This window comes from Methylovorus sp. MP688, from assembly GCF_000183115.1.
GTDB lineage: Bacteria > Pseudomonadota > Gammaproteobacteria > Burkholderiales > Methylophilaceae > Methylovorus > Methylovorus glucosotrophus.
In genome coordinates this window covers 1,959,367-1,975,324 of sequence record NC_014733.1, presented here as the reverse complement: position 1 = coordinate 1,975,324, position 15,958 = coordinate 1,959,367, and the positions used below count along the sequence as shown (strand labels likewise).

At 55.4% G+C, this 15,958-nt stretch carries 15 protein-coding genes; 6 read left to right on the top strand and 9 right to left on the bottom strand.

Annotation, left to right across the window (positions count from 1 at the left end; genetic code table 11):
* Positions 1 to 97 precede the first annotated feature (97 nt).
* The 6 genes from edd (at position 98) to MPQ_RS09335 (ending at position 6,274) form a co-directional block, all read left to right on the top strand.
* Positions 98 to 1,912 (top strand): phosphogluconate dehydratase, encoded by a 1,815-nt coding sequence (gene edd, locus MPQ_RS09360; RefSeq protein ID WP_013442686.1) that lies wholly within the window; start codon positions 98 to 100, stop codon positions 1,910 to 1,912.
* Positions 1,913 to 2,015: 103 nt separating this feature from the next.
* Positions 2,016 to 2,642, top strand: coding sequence for a bifunctional 4-hydroxy-2-oxoglutarate aldolase/2-dehydro-3-deoxy-phosphogluconate aldolase (gene eda / locus MPQ_RS09355; protein WP_013442685.1), 627 nt, complete (start codon positions 2,016 to 2,018; stop codon positions 2,640 to 2,642).
* A gap of 44 nt (positions 2,643 to 2,686) precedes the next feature.
* A complete protein-coding gene (locus MPQ_RS09350) occupies positions 2,687 to 3,409 on the top strand; it encodes an HAD family hydrolase (RefSeq protein ID WP_013442684.1) in 723 nt (240 codons plus the stop codon).
* Positions 3,406 to 4,101, top strand: a complete 696-nt coding sequence (locus tag MPQ_RS09345; protein WP_013442683.1) for a toluene tolerance protein — start codon at positions 3,406 to 3,408, stop codon at positions 4,099 to 4,101. The genes MPQ_RS09350 and MPQ_RS09345 overlap by 4 nt, the downstream gene beginning before the upstream one ends.
* A 4-nt stretch (positions 4,102 to 4,105) precedes the next feature.
* Positions 4,106 to 5,209, top strand: a complete 1,104-nt coding sequence (locus tag MPQ_RS09340) for a glycosyltransferase (protein WP_013442682.1) — start codon at positions 4,106 to 4,108, stop codon at positions 5,207 to 5,209.
* Between the two features lie 18 nt (positions 5,210 to 5,227).
* Entirely contained in the window at positions 5,228 to 6,274 is a 1,047-nt protein-coding gene (locus MPQ_RS09335; RefSeq protein WP_013442681.1) for a glycosyltransferase, read from the top strand.
* On the opposite strand, the gene MPQ_RS09330 is transcribed toward MPQ_RS09335, so the two are convergent.
* The 9 genes from MPQ_RS09330 to hrcA all read right to left on the bottom strand — a co-directional run bounded on the left by MPQ_RS09330 (position 6,271) and on the right by hrcA (position 15,914).
* Positions 6,271 to 7,287: a hypothetical protein gene (locus MPQ_RS09330; protein WP_148225283.1), complete on the bottom strand. Its 1,017-nt coding sequence runs from the start codon at positions 7,285 to 7,287 to the stop codon at positions 6,271 to 6,273. The genes MPQ_RS09335 and MPQ_RS09330 overlap by 4 nt on opposite strands.
* 165 nt (positions 7,288 to 7,452) lie before the next feature.
* Positions 7,453 to 8,601, bottom strand: a complete 1,149-nt coding sequence (locus tag MPQ_RS09325; protein ID WP_013442679.1) for a glycosyltransferase family 4 protein — start codon at positions 8,599 to 8,601, stop codon at positions 7,453 to 7,455.
* Positions 8,591 to 9,625 carry a lipopolysaccharide heptosyltransferase II gene (gene waaF, locus MPQ_RS09320; RefSeq protein ID WP_013442678.1) on the bottom strand — a complete coding sequence of 345 codons (1,035 nt, stop codon included), beginning with the start codon at positions 9,623 to 9,625 and terminating at the stop codon, positions 8,591 to 8,593. The genes MPQ_RS09325 and waaF overlap by 11 nt, the downstream gene beginning before the upstream one ends.
* A gap of 8 nt (positions 9,626 to 9,633) precedes the next feature.
* Positions 9,634 to 11,100 (bottom strand): D-glycero-beta-D-manno-heptose-7-phosphate kinase, encoded by a 1,467-nt coding sequence (gene rfaE1, locus MPQ_RS09315; RefSeq protein WP_013442677.1) that lies wholly within the window; start codon positions 11,098 to 11,100, stop codon positions 9,634 to 9,636.
* A 2-nt stretch (positions 11,101 to 11,102) separates the two neighbouring features.
* Complete coding sequence (locus tag MPQ_RS09310; protein WP_013442676.1) at positions 11,103 to 11,666, bottom strand: D-sedoheptulose 7-phosphate isomerase; 564 nt, start codon at positions 11,664 to 11,666, stop codon at positions 11,103 to 11,105.
* A gap of 11 nt (positions 11,667 to 11,677) precedes the next feature.
* A complete protein-coding gene (gene rfaD, locus MPQ_RS09305) occupies positions 11,678 to 12,658 on the bottom strand; it encodes an ADP-glyceromanno-heptose 6-epimerase (protein ID WP_013442675.1) in 981 nt (326 codons plus the stop codon).
* A gap of 200 nt (positions 12,659 to 12,858) precedes the next feature.
* Entirely contained in the window at positions 12,859 to 13,968 is a 1,110-nt protein-coding gene (gene hemH, locus MPQ_RS09300; protein WP_013442674.1) for a ferrochelatase, read from the bottom strand.
* A 6-nt stretch (positions 13,969 to 13,974) separates the two neighbouring features.
* Positions 13,975 to 14,895, bottom strand: a complete 921-nt coding sequence (locus tag MPQ_RS09295; protein ID WP_013442673.1) for a flagellar brake protein — start codon at positions 14,893 to 14,895, stop codon at positions 13,975 to 13,977.
* 2 nt (positions 14,896 to 14,897) lie between these two features.
* A complete protein-coding gene (hrcA, locus tag MPQ_RS09290) occupies positions 14,898 to 15,914 on the bottom strand; it encodes a heat-inducible transcriptional repressor HrcA (protein ID WP_041362792.1) in 1,017 nt (338 codons plus the stop codon).
* Positions 15,915 to 15,958: the final 44 nt, after the last annotated feature.

The following is a 15,958-nucleotide window of genomic DNA, read 5'->3' as shown; positions in this document are numbered from 1 at the left end:
TTATGGCGGGTTTTGCATGCCCTTTCATTTGACGGGGGCATGCGCTTTGAGGATAATCCAAGGCTGATCCCACTTTATAAATAGCGCCCAACATCTAATGAAACAAATACTCAACGAGGTTACGGAACGCATTCGCGAACGCAGTGCGCCCACCCGTCAGGCATATCTTCAACGTATCGATCAGATCATTCAGCGCCCACGTGGCGCAGATCGTCTGGGCTGTGCCAATGTGGCACACGCGTTTGCGGCCCTGCCCAACAACGACAAATTCCGTGTGGTGGCCGAGAAGGCACCGCACATCGGCGTGATCACCGCCTACAACGACATGTTGTCAGCGCATCAGCCTTACGAAACCTATCCCGATATCATCCGTGATGAAGCGCGCAAGCATGGCGCCACCGTGCAAGTGGCAGGTGGCGTGCCAGCCATGTGCGACGGCATCACCCAGGGCGAGCCTGGCATGGAGCTGTCACTGTTTTCGCGTGACACCATTGCCATGGCAACCGCCATCGGCCTGTCGCACGATGTGTTCGATGCAGCCCTGCTGCTCGGCGTCTGTGACAAGATTGTTCCAGGTCTGCTGATCGGCGCCCTGCATTTCGGCCACCTGCCCTGTGTATTCGTGCCTGCGGGCCCGATGAGCACCGGCATTGATAACACCTCCAAATCCAAGGTCCGCGAGAAATACGCCCAGGGTCTGGTGGGCCGTGAAGAGCTGCTGGCGTCCGAGTCTGCGGCTTACCACGGTGCCGGTACCTGTACCTTCTACGGCACCGCCAACAGTAACCAGATGCTGCTTGAAGCCATGGGCCTGCATGTGCCAGGTGCGGCGTTTGTGCATCCGCATGAAGGCATGCGCGAATCGCTGACCCGCGAAGCGGTGAAAACCGTGCTCTCGATTACGCAGAACCAGCGCTTTACCCCGATTGGCCGTCTGGTCGATGAACGCGTGATTGTGAATGCGATTGTTGCCCTGCTGGCCACTGGCGGCAGTACCAACCACGTCATTCACTGGGTGGCGGTTGCTCGTGCTGCCGGCATCATCATTGACTGGTCCGACTTCTCCAAGTTGTCGCAATCCACCCCATTGCTGGCCCGTGTTTATCCAAACGGTACGGCTGACGTGAATGAGTTCCAGAATGCTGGCGGTCCAAGCTTCGTGATTCGTGAACTGGTTGAAGGCGGTTACATGCATGACGACGTTTCGTCTGTGGTGCTGGGTGGCCTGCGCGATTTCTGCAAGAAACCTGAGCTGTCTGACAACGGCCTGATATGGGTCGACCTGCCAGTGGAAAGCGTGGATGAAACCATCGTGCGTACGACCAGCAAGCCATTCAGCGCATCTGGCGGTTTGCGCCTGCTGACAGGCAATCTGGGCCGTTCCGTGATCAAGACTTCTTCTGTGCCTGAAGATCGCCAGGTGATCGAAGCGCCAGCGATTGTATTCAACGGTCAGGAAGAACTGCTGGCGGCGTTTGAGCGTGGCGAGCTGGAAAAAGACTTTGTGGCCGTGGTGCGATTCCAGGGTCCACGTGCCAATGGTATGCCTGAGCTGCACAAGCTGACGCCGCCATTGTCCGTCTTGCAAGCCAAGGGCTTCAAGGTGGCGATTGTGACCGACGGCCGCATGAGTGGTGCTTCAGGCAAGGTGCCTGCGGCCATCCACTTGAGCCCGGAAGCCCTGGCGGGTGGTCCGATTGGCAAAGTGCGTACCGGCGACATGATTCGCCTCAACTCCATCGTCGGCACATTGAATGCGCTGGTGGATGAAGATGAATGGCAATCACGCACCCAGGCGGTGATGACCGAAGCGCACAAGCACAACAACGGCCATGGTATTGGTCGCGAACTCTTCGGTGGCATGCGCAAGAATGTGCACAGTGCCGAAGAAGGTGCCGTTACCTGGATTTGATCTGATCACTGATCCGTATGCTTCGGGTATGCGGATCAGTCACCGGTTTGGCGAGCCTGCACTCTGCCCGCAACTCTTTTCTTGATATCAATGTGGATGTGAAATGAACACTTTAGACTTAGCTAATCACGGCCCGGTCATTCCGGTTATCGTCATCAACAAGGTAGAAGATGCCGTGCCCATGGCAGAAGCCTTGCTCGAAGGCGGTATCAAGGTGCTGGAAGTCACCCTGCGTACGCCGGTAGCGCTGCAGGCAATGGAAGCCATTGCCAAGGCTGTGCCCGATGCCATCGTCGGTGCCGGTACCGTGCGCAGCATCAAGGATGCACAAGCCTGCAAGGATGTTGGTTGCCAGTTCGCGGTGAGCCCTGGCTACACCAGTCAGCTGGGTCTGGCTGCCCGTGAAATCGGTTTGCCACTGCTGCCAGGTGTTTCTACCGGCAGTGAAATCATGCAGGCCAATGCCGATGATTACTACTTCCTTAAGCTGTTCCCAGCGGTTGCTGTGGGTGGCATCAATCTGCTCAAGGGCTTTTCTGGCCCATTCGGCGATGTGAAGTTCTGCCCAACCGGTGGCGTGACTGTAGAAAGCGCACCCCAATTCCTGGCGCTGCCTAACGTAGTGGTGTGTGGCGGTACATGGCTGACCCCTGCGGATGCGGTCGCATCCAAGAACTGGGCTCACATTACCAAACTGGCCCGCGAAGCCAGCGCGATCAAAGCAGCATAATGCAGTCGCGGCCCTGATCGGGGCCGCCTGCTAAATTTTGGAAATTGTCGCGGCTGATTGACGATCCCCCGGAGGTCAGCCGCGATGCCAATCCGGTCAGGCTCAACATGAATATAGCGCGATATCAAAGCCTGGTCTTTGATTGTGACGGTGTCATCCTCAATTCCAATTTCCTGAAAATTGAGGCCTATTTCGCGACCGCCAAAAACTTTGGCGCCAATGATCAGCAAGCGCAAGCGCTGGTCGATTACCACATCAAGCTCGGCGGCATCTCCCGCTTTGTAAAATTCGAATACTTCCTTACCGATATTCTTCAGCGGCCTTCCAGCCGCAAGGATGTTGACTTTCTGTTGGCCGACTTTGGCCGAGAAGTGCGTAAGCGGCTCTCTACCTGCGAAATCGCGCCAGGCTTGCCAGCGCTGCGGGAACAGACATCCAGCAGCAACTGGCTGGTGATTTCGGGTGGCGATCAGGAGGAGCTGCGGGCCATTTTTGCCGAGCGCGGTATATTGGACTTGTTCGACGGCGGCATTTTCGGCAGCCCGGATAACAAGGATCAGATCCTCGCCCGCGAACTGGCGACGGGCAATATCCGGCAGCCTGCTTTGTTCATGGGCGATAGCCGTTATGACCATGAATCCTCTACCCGGGCCGGGCTGGATTTCGTGTTCATGCACGCGTGGACCGATTTCCCTGAGTGGGAAAGCTACACCCAGCAGCATGGCATTCGTGTTGTCGCACAGTTAGAACAACTTCCTGCAGCATGATCCATCGCATATCCAGCCTGTTTGGGCGGCAGAGTGAAGCGCTTTCCGCGCAGGATTTCGAACAGCTGCGCGCCCAAGCCAGGATCCTCGAGCAGGATGCCCGGGGCGTTAAAGTTCTGCAATTGTCCGACGGCCGCATCTTCAAGCTGTTTCGGGTGCGCCGTTTGCTTAGTCTGGCGCGTATTTATTCTTATGCCAGGCATTTTTGCCGTAATGCAGATGGCCTGGCAAGACTGGGGATTCCTACGGTCAAGGTCGTCCGCCTTCTGCATTTTACGGGGAGTGCCGATACGGCCGTTCTGTATCAGCCATTGCCAGGCAGGACCTTGCGTCAGCTAGCGCAGGCCGGCGAATTGGACAACAAGTTGATGGCGGATTTTGGGCGCTTTGTGGCAGATCTGCATGCACGGGGTGTCTATTTCCGCTCCCTGCATTTTGGCAATGTCGTGCTTACGCCAGACAACGCATTGGGCTTGATTGATATTGCCGATCTCAAGCTGTACCGCCATCGACTGCATGTTGGGCATCGTGCCCGCAATTTTCGCCACCTGCAGCGGCTCAAGCACGACTGGGACATGGTGGCTACGGAGGCGGTGCAAGCATTCATCGAGGCTTATTTTGCCGCGAGTGATCTTTCCACGCGCGATCAGGCCACATTGAGATCAAAATTCAGATATCTGCCCCAGACCTGAACCCATGAATATCCTGCATATCTGCCATAGTTACTATCCGCCTTTTCTGGATTGCGCCCGTCAATACGCTGCCTTGTTTCATGGATCTCCTTACAAGGTGGTAACCGTGTATCTCACAGGCAAGCCGGATCCCGAGGTCGTGCGCGGCAGTGCTTCTGATGAGGTGATTTTTTTAGGCTTCAGCAGCAAGCAGGTGCGCGGACTTAAGCTGGCGGCGATTGCCAAGGTACGCAAGCTGGTTGCCGAGCGCGACTTCGTCATGTGCATTGCACATCGCGCCAAGCCTACCTATGTGGCGCTGCTGGCTACGTCCTTGCCCGTTGTCAGTATTCATCACAATTACAATGACTTTGGCCGTTTCTCGCGCCGCTTGCTCGTTAATCTCTGCCGCAAACGCCTGTTGATGCTATGTGTGTCAGATTCCGTGCGCGATGAAATGCGTTCCCATCTTTCCCATTGGCCAGCTGAGCAGATTGAAACCCTGTATAACCGCATCGATGTGGAGGCTGTTACCTCCGCGCTGGTCCCTCGCGATCAGGCGCGCCAAGCCCTGCAATTGCCCGAGGATAGGTATGTGATCGCCAATGTCGGGCGCCTGCATCACGACAAGGATCAGGCTACGCTGTTGAAAGGCTATGCCAGGGCATTGCCAGAGCTGCCTGCCAACACCGAACTGGTGATACTGGGTAAAGGCCCACTGGAGCGTGAGCTCAAGGCGCTGGCCGATAGCTTGAATATTGCCGATCGCGTGCGCTTCCTCGGCGTCATCCCCGACGCACGGCGCTATTTCCGTGCTTTTGATCTGTTTGTCCTGACCTCAGACCATGAACCTTTTGGCATGGTCCTGCTTGAAGCTATGGCTGCTGACCTTCCCATTATCTGCAGCAACAGTGGGGGCGGGGCGGAAGTAGTAGCGGGCGTGGGCACCTTATTCCCGCTGGGGGATGTCGAGGCGCTTGCTTCTTGCATGTTAAGTGTAAAAGATCACAAAATATCCCGTTACTCTCTTGTCACGCAAGAGCTCTTGGCCCATCGTTTCTCCGATGAGGCTGCACGAACTTCTTTTTTCTCCTTACCGTTCATCCAGCGCATTATCAATCAATTGTAATTCCGGGTTGGATTTGCCATGACGAACAAGATTCTGATACTGGATGGTATCAGTGGGGTGCCTTTGGCCCGCGAGATTAGTGATACATGCAGCGCGCTGGGGCGTGATGCATGTTATGTTGATCTCGCAGCATTGGATAAAATCCCACTGTACAGACTGCGATCCATGTTTACAAAAGCTGTAAATCGACAGCAAGACAGTGACGCTTTTTATCATTTACCGCGCGCGCAGCACAAAGAGCTGGAGTGCATCATCAAGCGCGAGCGCCCTAGCCATATTCTGGTCGTGGGGTTTATCTATCGCTTTATCAGTCCTCTTGTTTTACGTCAGTTGGCCGATCGCTATCAAATAAAGCTCTATCTTTACGATACGGATAGCTGCAATATCTATTCGAAGAGAAGGGAATTTGTTTTCTTTCTGAAAAGCGAATTGCCGGTTTATGACGGCATATTTTCTTTTTCCCAAGTGATGACAGACTTTTTCTGCCGCACGTCACAACCCAACACTCGCTACATGCCGTATGGCGCAATGCCCATACATCTTCCCGCGCCTTCTGGCGAGTCGCATGATGTTCTGTTTGTGGGCAGCGGTGATCTGAGACGCATATTTTTACTTGAGCATATCCGGGATCATCTATCGATTTACGGTAGTCGCTGGGAGCGCAACCAGGGCCTGATGTCGACCCAGCTACAAGAAAAGATCACGAATAAAACGGTGTGGGGCACTGAGCTGTTTCAGTTGTTTGCGGACACCAAGATCATACTCAATATCACGCGTTCCCAATTTTATGGAGCCGAAACAGGCATTAATCTGCGTATTTTTGAAGCGTTGTCTTCTGGCCGTTTTCTACTGACGGACTATTGTGATGAGGTTTCCGAACTCTTTGAATTAGGTCAGGAACTAGAGACCTTTAAAAGCTCAACAGAGCTGAAGGAAAAAGTCGAGTTTTACCTCCAGCATCCTGAAGAGCGTATGAGGATTGCAGAACGTGGCCATCAGGCATTTCAGCAGCGCTTTACCTGGGAAGTCCGGACGCAAGCGCTGCTGGAGGCGATGCAAGTTTAAGCAGAGGCTTTCAATGTGCGATCGGCATATGTCTGTCTGAGCTGTTGCGCGATCAGTAGCGCCAGCGGCAAGTGAAAGACGAGCCAACGCTGGCTGGGGCTATGCACCAAACTGCTGCCATCAAAGCACAATCCGAGTACACCGACCGCAAGATACCATCCTGCCCATGACCCTGCACGCAGTCCCTGGGTAATCGCCAGAATGGTCAGTGCCAGCAGCGGGATTACCCCAATCAGTCCTGCTTTATAAAACTGCGTAACGAACACACTGTGTGGATGGACCATGACATTTCCATCGCGAGAGATGTATTGAAACGCATGTTCCGGTCCGCAGCCCATCCATATCCCGCAGCGCAAGGTTTCTGCGATGTAACCATGCCAGATTTCCGGCCGATAAAAATTCCGCTGCAGCAGACTTGCACCAATTGGCGTATAGATCAGCAGCAAAGTGATGGCGATGACAACGGCAAGGGCAATGCTGATGATGACTAAGGTCGCACGCTTGCTTTTCTGGTGATAGAAATTGAAATAGGTGAGCAGCATGATCAGTGCCCAGACCCCAATGATACTGCGCGTTTGCAAAATGGTGAGCGCTACCAGCAGTACCAATAGGTGAGCAGTAATCACGGCACGATATTTTTTCGCACGCATGCCCAGCAAAGTGATCACTGCCAGCATGCCACCCATGGTGTTCGTTACATAAATCACATTTTCCAGTTTGGCATTAAGGTCGCTCAAGCGCATTCCAGGCACCCAGGTCCCATGCGCATATTGCATGACCATGTTCACCAGAACATATACCGTTATCAGGCCAAGAAATGCCCAGGCTGCTTTATATACGGTGTCTTCATTCAATAGTGGCAAGCGAGCCACTGCCAGATAAAGAAGTAAAACAATGGCCCCGAATTTGGCCTGCTGCAGTGGTGAGCCGTCTCCCAGAATGGCTGCGAGGATCAAGGTCGCGATCATCAGGAGCAGTAATTGCCCGAGCCGATTTCTGAAAAAATCCTGCACCTCCTGAAAACGCAAACTCACCAGAGTGGGTAACATCAGGATCAGGTAACTTACATTGTTATGTGCCTGCGAACCCGTGATGACGAGGAAGCTGACCATCCAGGCGGCGACGGCATAGATGGCAAATTGAGGGCTGCGCAGGTAATTGAGGAATTTCATTTAGCCTTACTTTCTTAAGATGGACGCAAGGTGTTGCGTGATGAGCTGATAATAGTGTTCGCGGTAATCTTCAATCGCGTGGTGCTGGGCAAGATAATGGAAAGCCTGCTCTCCTTTTGCATGGAGGCTTGCCAGATCCAGAGCCAGATACTGACGCAGGGCTTGGGTGAGACCGGCGACATCTTTAGGCAAAACAGCGATTCCGCCTGCACCTACGATCATGTCATGCATTTCGGGTATGTCGGAGGCGATTACCGGCAGATGGCCGCTTATTCCCTCCATCAGCGCGAGTGGCAAGCCTTCTTTGAGCGAGGGCATGGCAAAGATGTCAAAGGCTTTAACGTATTGCAGACCGTTATCCCTGAACCCTAGCAGATGCACTCGTCCTTCCATTCCCAGGCTGCTAATTTGCTCTTCGAGGGCGGACTGGTTAGGGCCTTTGCCTATGATGGCAATGTGCGCATCAGGAAACTCATCCTTGATGCTGGCGAGGGCCGAAATCAGGTAGTGATGGCCCTTGCGAGCAGAAAGAACACCGATCGCCCCAATAATTCGCTTGTCCAGAGGTAAGCCCAGTCTGGCTCTTGCGGTTGCTTGATCAAGCTGCGATACCTCGGCTTTTCTTATATCAATGGCATTGGAAATGGCATGGGTATTCTGCTCGGTAAAGCCGCTCTTATAGCCGATCAGGTAATTGCGCACAGCGTCTGATACGCCGACGAATTGCCAGTGACGATCTGCCAGCCATTTCACCTGCCAGCGACGATAGGGACGATTGTATTCATTCAGCACATGCGAAATGCCGACGCACAGCGGGATGCGCAATAGTTTATTCAGTTGCAGCATCAGGCTGACTATTTTGAAGCGATTGCATATGACCACATCAAACTGCTGGGCTTTACAGAAACGGTAGACTTTCCATAAAACGCCCAACCGCAATCCGCGCATATCCGTATCAGGAATATTGAAATAATGCACATGCTCGGCAAGGCTGCGCGGCTGATCTGCCCGCGGCTCACCGCTGATATAGGCGGATGTTATTTCAAACTGATCTTGCGGCAGGGCTTTGATAATTTGCTCCGCCAGGTCTGATACATCACTGGTTCTGACGTTGTAATCCGGGTGAAGCTGCAAGACCTTGATTCTATTTTTCATGGGTGATCGCTGGCAGTAAATGGGATGTTACCTTGGTAGGTGAAATCATCTTCAGGCAGTTCAAATGTCCCAGCGGACATCCGCGCTTGAAGCAGGGGCTGCATGACAGGCCGAGATATTCAATGATGGCTTTGCTGCTCATGGGCGGGGTGTGGTGGGGGTCGGATGAGCCGTAAAGGGCGATCAGTTTTTTATCCAGAGCGGCGGCGACATGCATCAGGCCGGAGTCATTGCTGACGACGGCGGTGCATAAGGCCATCAGGTCTATGGCTTCGCCCAGTTGGGTTTTTCCTCCCAGGTCCAGGCAAGCCATATTGCTCAAGCGGTTGATCTCGTGCGTGACGGGAATATCTTTAGCCGAGCCGAACAACCAGACCTGCCAGCCTTGGGCCGTCGCGGCACGGGCGACCTCCGCATAGTATTCCACTGGCCAGCGCTTGGCTTCGCCATATTCGGCGCCTGGGCAAAGCGCCAATACGGGCACTTGCGGCAGGGTATGGCCCAACTTGACAAGCGCAGCCTGCGCTTGCTCCGGGTTGGCTTGCAGGCTGGGGTTGCTGATGGCGAGTGGGCGCTGTGTTGCTGTATCGCGCGGCTGGCTCAGGGCCACAAAACGGTCCACCGTACGGGGTAATTGGTGCTTGTCCAGCGGGCGGATGTCATTGAGCAGGCCATAGCGCTGTTCGCCCAGAAAACCGGTACGCTGCGGAATGCCGGCCGCAAAAGGCAGGATCGCGGATTTCAACGAGTTAGTGAGCATGATGCTCTGGCTGTATTGCGCCTGGCGTAGCGCGCGGCCGAAGCGTATGCGCTCAAGCAGGCCAAGTTGCCCATGCTTGAATGGCAGGGCAATGCCCTGATTGACTTCGGGCATGCGCTCCAGCAAGGGGAGTGTCCAGCTCGGGGCGGCGACGTCGATAATGACATCAGGGTCCTGCTGGCGCAGGGCTTTGAACAGGCTTTGCGCCAGCACCATGTCGCCCACCCAGGAGGGGCCCATTACCAGGATTTTATTCACTGCCATGACCAAGCCTAACTGGCGATTTTTTCCAGGATTCCACTGGTGCTGCGACCGGGGACGACCGGGATGAGCGCGATCTCGCCACCCCAGGATTTGACTTCAGCGCCGCCCACTACCTGGTCCTCACGATAGTCACTGCCTTTGACGATCACATCGGGGCGTATGGCCTTGATGAGTTCAAGCGGCGTGTCGTCGTCAAACAGGATCACGGCGTCGATGGCTTCCAGCGCGGCCAATACACGTGCCCGGTCCATCTCGTGGATAACGGGGCGGGTAGGGCCTTTGAGCGCGCTCACGGAGCGATCGGTGTTCAATCCCAGAATTAGGCGGGTGCCGCGCTTGCTGGCGGCCTCCAGATAAGTCACATGCCCTGCGTGCAGGAGGTCAAAACAGCCATTGGTGAAGACGATTTTTTCACCAGCCTGGCGCCAGGCCGCTACTCTTGCCAGCAGGGTTTCCATATTGCACACCTTGTCGGCCTGACTGGCGGTTTCAGCGCTCAATAAAGTGTTCAGCAGCTCTTCACGTGAAATGGGCACGGTGCCGACCTTGCCGACCACGATGCCAGCCGCGATATTTGCCAGCTGTAATGCCTGGTGCGGTGGCAATCCGTGCATCATGCCTGCGGCCAGCGTTGCGATAACGGTATCGCCCGCGCCAGAGACATCGAATACCTGTTTGGCGGTGGCGGGGATATGGCTGGTCGCGTCCGCCTCTATCATGCTGATGCCTTCTTCCCCGCGGGTAACCGCGAGGAAATCCAGCGCCAGCGTGTTGCGTAATTCTGCGGCGGCTTGCAGCAATGCCGCATTGTCCTGCCCGCTGACATTGCAGGCCTCGGCGGTTTCGCGCTTGTTCGGGGTCAATGCCGTGGCGCCGCGATATTTGCTGTAATCGCGTCCCTTGGGGTCTACCAGCAGGGGGATGCCGTGCTGTTTGGCGTGCTTGATGACATGCTGCGCCAATTCGGCACCCAGCACGCCCTTGGCGTAATCGGACAGAATGATCATCGCGGGCTGTTGCGCCAGCAGATCATCGACATGGTGTTGCAGTTGTTGCTTTTCATCGGCACTGAAAGCGGCGCTGCTTTCCTGATCCAGGCGCATCATTTGCTGTATGCCACCCAGTACCCGCGTCTTGGTGATGGTCGGGCGCTCGCCGCTGTGCATCACGCCCGTCGTGCCAATATTGGCCGTCTGCATCAGTGCCAGCAGGGTTTGCGCTTCCACGTCATGCCCCACCACACCACAGATGCGGGTCGGAATGCCGAGCAAAGCAAGATTGGCGGCGACATTGGCTGCACCGCCAGCGCGTTCGTTGCGCTCTTTCAGCAATACCACCGGTACAGGGGCTTCCGGCGAGATGCGCTGTACTTCGCCTATCAGGTAGCGATCCAGCATGAGATCGCCAATGACAAGCGCCCAGCCGTCGCCTTGCCCAAAGCGCTCTTTGACGGTGCTGATCAGTAAGTTCGACATTGCTAATCGGCTTCCAGCAGATCGCACAGGCTATGGCCAATAAAAATATGGGCTTCCTGAATGCGTGGCGTATCGGATGACGGCATGGTCAGACAATAATCGCAGAGCGCAGCCAGTTTGCCGCCACTGCCGCCGGTCATGCCGACGGTCTTGGCGCCGATGGCCTTGGCCGTTTCAATGGCGCGGACCACATTGGCGCTATTGCCCGAGGTGGAAAAGCCGACCACCACATCCTGCGGCAGGCACAAGGCTTCGACCTGACGCGAGAAAATGAAATCAAAGCCGTAGTCATTGCCCACCGAGGTCAGGATGGAGGTATCGGTCGTCAGGGCAATGGCGGGCAGGCCTTTGCGTTCTTTCTTGTAGCGGCCGACGATCTCCGCTGCCACGTGCTGGCTGTCGGCGGCACTGCCGCCATTGCCCATGAACAAGATCTTGCCGCCATTCGCCAGGCAGTTGCGCCAGACCTGGGCTACTTCGGCGATTTGGGGCAGCATGGGTTCCAGCTGTGCCATCACGCTGGCATGCTGGGACAGGGCTTGCTGTAAATTTTCAATGGGAGTCATATTGCTCAGCCTTATGCGTAAGGGTCTGCCTGAAGCAGATAATTCTGCACGTAATCGCGTACGCCTTCTTCCAGCGTATGGAAAGCGTTGGTATAGCCCGCAGCCTGCAGTTTCTGCATGCTGGCTTCGGTAAAGTACTGATACTTGCCGTGTAAATCCTGCGGCATGTCGATGTAGGTGATGGAAGGCGTTTTGCCCATGCTGGTCATGACATTGGTCGCCAGGTCGCGGAAGGCGCGTGCCTTGCCGGTGCCAATGTTGTAAATGCCGGAAGCACCACCCTGCAGCAGGAAGTGGGCAACCACGGCTGCAGCATCCTTCACATAGACAAAGTCACGCAGCTGCATGCCATCGGCATAGCCTTCGACATGGCTCTTGAACAGCTTGACCGTGCCGTGTTCGCGGAACTGGTTAAAGGTATGGAACGCCACACTGGCCATGCGTTCCTTATGGTACTCATTGGGGCCGTATACATTGAAAAACTTGAAGCCTTGCCACTGCGGTGGCACGGCTTGTTGTGTGCGGACCTGACGCAGTGCCCATTGATCAAAAAACTGCTTGGAATAGCCGTAACCATTCAGCGGGCGCAAGCTATCGATGGAGGACTCATCGTCCACATAGCCTTTTTCACCACCGCCGTATGTCGCTGCGGAGCTGGCATAGAGAAAGGGGATGCCCTTGTCGGCGCAATACTGCCAGAGGGCTTGGCTGAAGTGGATGTTGTCCTGGACCAGCTTGTTGAAATCGCGCTCGGTGGTGGCGCTGATGGCCCCCATGTGGATCACCGCGTCGACCTTGTGGCCTTGCTCCAGCCAGCCGGCAAGTTCGTCCTTGTCCAGATACTGGGCGTACTTTCGGTGTACCAGGTTCTGCCATTGCTCGGGATGATGCAGGCGATCAACGATCACCAGGTCATCGCGACCTGCCTGGGTATTGAGGTGCCAGGCAATCATGCTGCCTATCATGCCGGCGCCGCCGGTAATTACTATCATGCGCTATGTATCCAATTCTGCGAGGTTGGGGCACACGGTGAATGTCACCGCATGTCCGGGGTGGCGGGTGAAGTTTCTAACCTGCCAGTCAGCCGGGGTCTGGGCGTGGCGACAGCGGCGCTGCCCATGCGACTTGCCTGCAAGGTTGCAAGTATAGCAAACCGCTCACTGGCAGGGACTGCCGCAAGCTTCAGTGAAGCTCAAACATCCGCCTTGCTTTCGCTTAATGCCTGGGCGCGCAGGGCCGTTTTCAGGCCTTCCTGGCGCGCATGTTCGGCATCCCATTCGATACTTACCCAGCCATGGAGATTATCGAGGGCAATGTCGCACATGGCGTGTATCCAGCTCTCGCGGCTATTCAGGGCGGGAATGTAGTGGTATTCGCCACCACCGTTATGCTGGAAAATCTCCTTGCCTTCCATGGCAATTTCTTCCAGGGTTTCCAGACAGTCACTGGAGAAGCCAGGGCAAACCACATCAACACGTTTGACCTGATCTTTACCCAGTTTTTCAAGCGTGGCAGCCAGATAGGGTTTTAGCCATTCCGCTTTGCCGAAACGCGACTGGAATGCGATCAGGTACTGATCCTTGCTTAGCCCCAGTGCCTCTGCCAGCAGGCGGCCGGTTTTGTGGCATTCGCAATGATAAGGGTCGCCTTTATCCAGTGTGTAACGTGGCACCCCATGAAAACTCATGACCAGTTTTTCCGGTTTGCCATTGATAGACCAGTATTCGCGCACGCTATCTGCCAGCGCTTTGATGTAAGCCGGATGGTCATGGTAATTGCGTATGGTGCGAATCGCCGGCACGTTGCGTGTTTGCTTCAATGTGTCCCAAACCGCATCCAGCGCCGAGGCGGTGCTGCTTGCCGCGTATTGCGGATAAAGCGGAAACACCAGAATGCGCGTGCAGTTTTGTGCTTGTAGTTTGGCAATGGCCGATGCAATCGAAGGATTGCCATAGCGCATGCCCAGTTCAACAGCGTAAGGCGATGCAATGCGCTGGCTCAGGAAACCCTGCAGCAGTGCCGTTTGCTTGCGGGCATTTGCCAGTAGCGGCGAGCCTTCGCTGGTCCATATTTGCGCATATTTTTCAGCGGATTTGCGCGGGCGCAGATTCAGGATGATCAGGTTCAGGATCAGCCACCAGATAATGCGCGGGATTTCAACCACGCGCCGGTCACTCAGGAACTGCTTGAGGTAAGGGCGCAAGGCTTTGGTGGTAGGCGCATCCGGGGTACCCAGGTTGGCGAGGAGGATGCCGGTTTTCGGCAGGGTGGCATGATCAAAGGCCCCCATGGTTTTTTTCATGCGGTGTTATCCGAGTTGAATGTTGGAAATGGATTGCAGGATGAAGTTCTGCAGCAGGATTTTCTGCTGGTAGGGGATGTCATCGAACTCCAGACCCTGCTGTATGACCAGCTTGCCACTGTCGGTCTGCACGGTGCGCTGGCTGCAGATATGGCTGGGCAAGCTGAAAAAAGTTTCAGTGCCGTTGATGTGCAGCTTGAAATTGCATTCCAGTTCGTGCCCGACCTGGCCCACGCCTTCGGTAGATTCGACCAGTGCACCACCCATGCTGATATCAACCAGCATGCCCGATGCCTTGCTCTTGAGCAGGGTGGAAAGGTTGGTGAAAGAGGTGATGATGTTGACCTGAATGCGTTGCGAGCGCCGTATTTTCGACATGGTCACCGTGCGCGGGTAAGCCAGGTGCATATGGGGATAGGGTCGGCTAAACACCACCTCGGCTGTGGTGGTAAAGGCATACACATTGCGGCCGCTGAACAGCGATACCGAAAAGGCGCTGCCTTCCTTGATGAACATGACACGATCATTCACGACCGGCAGGCTGCAGACGATGCTGCGCTGGGCCAAGCCGCCAAGAAACTTGACGAAGAAGGCATCCTGGCTGCCGGACGTGGTCAGGAATTTAAGCTGGATGTTGTCACCGATTGCCAGCTGGCGCGTGATGTTTTCCTTGCTGGCATCCACAGTTTCCACCTTGATATCCTTGCCGTTTTTCTGCATGGATTCGATGGGGTTCTGGTCGCCACTGATCTCGCTGTCGACGTAGAGATCTTTCGCCCGCAACTCGTCCAGCATGGCAGCATCCTGGATCACCTGGCCCGCAGGCGATACCAGCAGTCCCTTGGCGTCAAACAGGGGATGGCGGATGGTGGCCCCTATGTGCAAGGTGGATTTGTTCAGTAGCTGAAAGCTGGAGGGGCGCGACATGGTTATTTCATGGACAGGCCGCTGGAAAGCAGCTTGGCCGTAATATCAACAATCGGAATGACACGCTCATAAGCCATGCGAGTAGGCCCGATGACGCCTAGCGTACCGACGATCTGGCCATTGGCCTCATAGGGTGCGGTTACCATGCTGCATTCATCCAGCGGCAGGTAACCGGATTCGCCACCAATAAAAATCTGGATGCCTTCGGCGCGCTGGCTATTGTCCAGCAACTGCATCAGCGATGTTCGGCGCTCGAATATCTCGAACAGTTTGCGTAGCGAGGTAACATTGGTCGACAGCTCGTCTACCTGCAGCAGGTTGCGTTCACCGGAAATCACCACATTGTCGCGATCTTCATCCAGCGCCTTGCTGCTGGCATCCAGTGCGGCGGCCATCAGGCGGTTCATGTCCGACTGCATCTGTTTCAATTCTTCGTGCAGCTTTTTCTGCACATCCTCAAACGTGCTGCCCGAGTAATTGGCATTGAAGAAGTTGCTGGCCTGGGTGAGCTCGGCCGCGCTGTAGGCTTTATCGGTGACTATGATGCGGTTCTGCACATTGCCGTCAGAAGTGACGATAATGACCAGCAGCCGGGTATCCGAAAGCGGCAGGAACTCCAGGTGCTTGAAGGCAATCGACTTGCGACGGGGGATCATGACCACCCCGGCGAACTGCGTCAGGCTAGAGAGCAGGCCCGCCGCAGATGAAATCAGCTCTTGTGGGTCGGGAGAGGAAAGCTCGCTTTCCAGCCGCTGGATTTCTTGTGTTTGCAGCGGTTTGATGGTGAGCAGGGTATCAACAAAGAAACGGTAGCCACGGTGAGTGGGAACGCGGCCCGCCGAGGTATGCGGGCTGGCAATGAAGCCCATCTCCTCAAGGTCGGACATGACATTGCGCACGGTGGCGGGGCTGAGGTCCAGCCCGGAGCATTTTGAAAGCGTGCGCGATCCCACGGGCTGACCATCGCTGATGTAATGTTCAACCAGCGTTTTAAGCAGAATTTGTGCGCGTTTATCCAGAGTAGTCACTTGTACCGAATGTCTGTGGCGGGCGGGTTGCCCAT